Source organism: Pseudomonas sp. YQ_5 (genome assembly GCF_043103305.1).
GTDB classification, from domain to species: Bacteria; Pseudomonadota; Gammaproteobacteria; order Pseudomonadales; family Pseudomonadaceae; genus Aquipseudomonas; species Aquipseudomonas putida_Y.
The window spans coordinates 1-4,513 of the sequence record NZ_JBICJS010000054.1 but is presented as its reverse complement, the minus strand read 5'-3'; the positions used below and the strand labels follow the sequence as shown (position 1 = coordinate 4,513).

3 protein-coding genes and 1 pseudogene are annotated in these 4,513 nt (G+C 64.1%); 1 reads left to right on the top strand and 3 read right to left on the bottom strand.

Going from position 1 to position 4,513, the window contains the following annotated elements; translation table 11 throughout:
• Nucleotides 1-220: 220 nt before the first annotated feature.
• From ACF8EA_RS12475 to ACF8EA_RS12465, 3 genes and pseudogenes are all read right to left on the bottom strand, one after another.
• Complete coding sequence (locus tag ACF8EA_RS12475; RefSeq protein ID WP_373604717.1) at nt 221-925, bottom strand: methyl-accepting chemotaxis protein; 705 nt, start codon at nt 923-925, stop codon at nt 221-223.
• A gap of 204 nt (nt 926-1,129) precedes the next feature.
• Nucleotides 1,130-1,609 (bottom strand): annotated as a pseudogene (locus ACF8EA_RS12470) (methyl-accepting chemotaxis protein); the annotation flags it as partial.
• Between the two features lie 793 nt (nt 1,610-2,402).
• Nucleotides 2,403-3,164, bottom strand: coding sequence for an SDR family oxidoreductase (locus ACF8EA_RS12465; protein ID WP_021783077.1), 762 nt, complete (start codon nt 3,162-3,164; stop codon nt 2,403-2,405).
• 176 nt (nt 3,165-3,340) lie between these two features.
• Between ACF8EA_RS12465 and ACF8EA_RS12460 the strand changes: the two genes are divergently transcribed.
• Nucleotides 3,341-4,342, top strand: a complete 1,002-nt coding sequence (locus tag ACF8EA_RS12460; protein ID WP_392522153.1) for an NADP-dependent oxidoreductase — start codon at nt 3,341-3,343, stop codon at nt 4,340-4,342.
• The last annotated feature ends 171 nt before the right edge of the window (nt 4,343-4,513 follow it).

The window sequence follows — 4,513 nt, the reverse complement described above, 5'->3', positions numbered from 1 at the left end:
TGCTCGTACGACGCGATATCGAGCCATGCGCCAAGGCGTACGCGCGCAAATCCCACAGGAATGACTGGCCCGAAACAAACGTAGGAGCGAGCGCAGCTCGCGATGCGCCGCGCGGGCGGCGCTCGATCTCAAACCCAACAACCATCCCCCGCCAGGCCTCAAACCCAACAACCATCCCCCGCCAGGCCTCAAATCCAACAACCATCCCCCGCCAGGCCACCTAAATCCTGAAATGCCCCACCATCCCCTTCAGGTCAGTACCCAACTGCGCCAGCTCGACACTGGACCGGGCATTGTCCTGCATCGCCAACGCCGCTTGGTCCGCACTGCCGCGAATCTGCGTGACACTGCGGCTGATCTCTTCCGCCACCGAACTCTGCTGCTCGGCGGCTGCGGCAATCTGCTGGTTCATCTGCTGAATCAATGACACCGCTGCGGCAATGCTGCCCAGCGCACTTTCGGTCTGCAGTGCATCGGCCACGGCCAGCCGCACCAGCTCGGTACTCCCACGGATCTGCGCCACTGACTGCTGGGCATTGCCGCGCAGGCTGGCCACCAAGGTCTCGATCTGCTCGGTGGATTGCCGGGTACGCCGCGCCAGCGCACGCACTTCATCGGCCACCACGGCAAAGCCACGCCCCTGCTCGCCGGCGCGGGCAGCCTCAATGGCGGCATTGAGCGCCAGCAGGTTGGTTTGCTCGGCCACGCTCTTGATCACTTCCAGCACGTCGCCAATGGTGTGGATTTCGGCACTGAGGCTGTCGATGCCGGCGCTGGCGGCTTCTGCCGCCGACGCCAGTTGCTCGATGCGCTGCATGCTCTGGCGCACCACCTGCTGACCGGAGTCGACCTTCTCGTCCGCTGCCTGGGCCGCCTGCGCCGCCTCTTCGGCATTGCGCGCCACATCGTGCACGGTGGCCGTCATCTGCTGCATGGCGGTAGCCACCTGTTCGGTTTCCTCTTTCTGGCTGCCCACCTCGCGGTTGGTCTGCTCGGTCACCGTCGACAACGCCTGGGCACTGCCGGCCAATTGTTCGATGCCTTGCTGCAAGCCGCTGACAATGCCCGAGAGCCCCGCCGCCATCTGCTGCATGGCCTGCATCAGTTGCCCCACCTCATCCCGGCGCGGCGCCTGGGCGTCGAAGCCCAGCTCACCCGCCGCAATGCGCTGGGCGCGGGCAATCACATGCTTCAACGGGCCGACCACAGCCCGGGTAATCAGCCAGGCCGCCAACACGCCTACAAGCAGCGCCAGCGCCGTGGCCAGGCCGATGGCGAGGGTATTACGCTGCAGCTCCCCTTGCAGGGCCTGCTCCTGCCCAAGATAGGCTTGGTCGACACGCCCGGTAACCCGCTCGGCGCTGGCCTGCAACTGCGCCTTGAGCCCCTGCTCGCGGGCCAGCTGGTCGGTGTATTCGTTGAGTTTTTCCGAGAAACTGCCAATGTGCCCAGCCACTTCGCCCAGCACGCTCTGGTAACCGGCATCGCCAACCGCGCCTTGCAACTGGCTGACCAGGCCGGCGGCCTCCACTGTCTGGGCAATACGCTCCTGGCTCACATCCTCCTCGCCCTTGCGGCTTTTATCCAGACGCACCCGCGCTTCGTCCATGGCCTGCAGCATCAGCCGCGACACCTGGGCCACCTGCGCGGCTTGCTCAAGAAACTCGCCACCCTGCTGGCCCTGGGACTGCTTGAGGGTGTACGCGCCGTCATCGGCCAGGCCGGCCTGCAGCACATCAAGGTTATTGGACACGTTGGACACCGACCAACTGGCCATGTCCAGCGCCAGCTCCTTGGCCTGCACGGCCTCGACAAAGGCTTCGAATGCCTGGCCATAGGCGGCGAGATCGGTTTGCGCCGCCGCCAGCGCCGGCAGGCCTTGGGCGCGTTCGACCAAACCCTGCAGGCCGACACGCAAAGCGTCGGCCTCCTTCATGTCGGACCGCAGGGCAAACGCCTGCTCATGCTCGCGCAAGCGCAGCAAGTCGGTATTGAACTGGGCCAGCTGACGCAAGCTGTCGAAGCGCTGACCAACGCTTTGCAGCGCCACGATGCCGATGGCCGCCACCGCCAGCGTCAGCAGCAGCACCAGGGCAAAGCCCAGGCCAAGTTTGCGGGCCATGCCCAGGTTGGCCAGCACACCGTGCTTGCTCGCGCCCATCGTCGATCCCCTTTCAGCCAGTGAGGTTATCCCGAAGGCTAAGGGTGGCAACGTTGCCTGCCAATGAACAAGAGGGTGGCGCCAGAATAGTGTCAAATAGCTATGAACGTGTCGCTATCAGATTGGCCGAGGTCGCCCTGCATACCGGAGGAAGGCCTGAGCGGGGGAATCCTGCCCATAGGCGACAGTGCCGCCTGCGTCCGGGGTGGGTATACCCGCGAAGCCGGCGGCGTGTTTCGCCTCAGATTGCCGTCGCCCCACCATCCACCGTCAGGCAATGCCCGGTGGTAAACGCCGCACCGTCGCTGCACAGGTACAGCACGGCACTGGCAATTTCCTCGACCTTGCCAATGCGGCCCACCGGGTGCATGGCTGCAGCGAACTCGGCCTTGCGTGGGTCGGCCTCGTAGGCGCGGCGGAACATGTCGGTATCGATCACAGCCGGGCACACGGCGTTCACGCGGATGCCCTTCTTGGCGTACTCGATGGCCGCCGACTTGGTCAGGCCGATTACCGCATGCTTGCTGGCGCTGTAGATGCTCATCTTCGGCGCCGCCCCAAGCCCCGCCACCGACGCGGTATTGACGATGGCCCCACCGCCTTGGGCCAGCAACAAGGGCAACTGATACTTCATGCACAACCACACGCCCTTCACGTTCACACCCATGATGGCATCGAACTCAGCTTCGCTGCCTTCGGCCAGACGGTGGTGCTCGATCTCGATCCCGGCGTTGTTGAAGGCGTAGTCCAGCCGGCCGTACGCGGCAATCAGGCGCTCATGCAACTGGCGCACCTCGGCGTCGCGGGTAACGTCGCAGGCAATGAACAGCGCTTCGCCGCCCGCCGCCTGGATCAGCGCCACGGTGGCCTCGCCGCCAACCGGGTCGAGGTCGGCCACCACCACTTTCATGCCCTCGTGGGCGAACGCCAGGGCGGTTGCCCGGCCGATACCGGCACCTGCGCCGGTAACCAGGGCTACCTGGCCAGAAAAGGTCATGCTCATCGCGTGCTCCTGTGAGGGATTGGTGGGGTTCAGAGCATAGTCAGCCACCGCTCGGCCGGGCAGCATCATCACACCAACGGTTGGGCTACCATGCTTGTCAGTGATTTTAAGGAACCGCCTTCATCAACAAGGTAGATTGAACGCCTTACTTCCTCCACAGCCCACAAGGACCCGCCATGACCCAGACCAACCGCCGCTTCCTGCTTGCCAAACGCCCGGTCGGCGCCGTGCGCCGTGACGACTTCAGCTTCGAGACCGCACCGGCCGAACAACCCGGCGAAGGCCAGGTACTGGTGCGCAACCTGTACCTGTCGCTGGACCCGGCCATGCGCGGCTGGATGAACGAAGGCAAGTCCTACATCCCGCCCGTGGCCTTGGGCCAGGTAATGCGTGCGCTGGGCGTCGGTGAGGTGGTTGCCTCCAATCACCCCGGCTACCAGCCGGGCGATTACGTAAGCGGCGCCCTCGGCGTGCAGGACTACTTCACCGGCGAGCCCCAGGGCCTGCACAAGATAGACCCCAATCTGGCCCCCCTGCCCCGTTACCTGTCAGCCTTGGGCATGACCGGCATGACCGCCTACTTCGCCCTGCTGGAGGTCGGCCAACCCAAAGCTGGCGACACCGTGGTCATTTCCGGCGCGGCCGGTGCGGTGGGCAGCATTGTCGGGCAGATTGCCAAGATCAAAGGTTGCCGCGTGGTCGGCATTGCCGGCGGTGCTGAAAAGTGCCAGTACCTTAAGGAGGAACTGGGCTTTGACGGCGTAATCGACTACAAGGCCGAAGACGTGCTGGCCGGCCTGAAGCGCGAATGCCCCAAGGGTGTGGACGTGTACTTTGACAACGTGGGCGGCGACATCCTTGATGCCGTGCTGACGCGCATCAACTTCAAGGCACGCATTGTGATTTGCGGCGCGATCAGTCAGTACAACAACAAGGAAGCGGTGAAAGGCCCGGCCAACTACCTGTCGCTGCTGGTGAACCGCGCGCGCATGGAAGGTTTTGTGGTGATGGATTACACCAAGGACTACGGCAAGGCCGCGCTGGAGATTGCCGGCTGGCTGGCCAGTGGTCAGGTGAAGAGCAAGGAAGATGTGGTGGAGGGGCTGGAGACGTTCCCTGAGACCTTGCTGAAGCTGTTTAGCGGGGAGAATTTTGGGAAGTTGGTGTTGAAGGTTTGATTGGGGGTGGGTTTAGGGTGCATGCCTTGTGAGGTTTAGCGCCTGTGAGATCGAGCGCCGCCTGTATGGCGGTAGAGGTGCGTCGCCTGGGAGATCGAGCGCCGCCCGCGCGGCGCATCGCGAGCTGCGCTCGCTCCTACGTTTGTTTCTGGCCAGTAACGCCTGTGACAG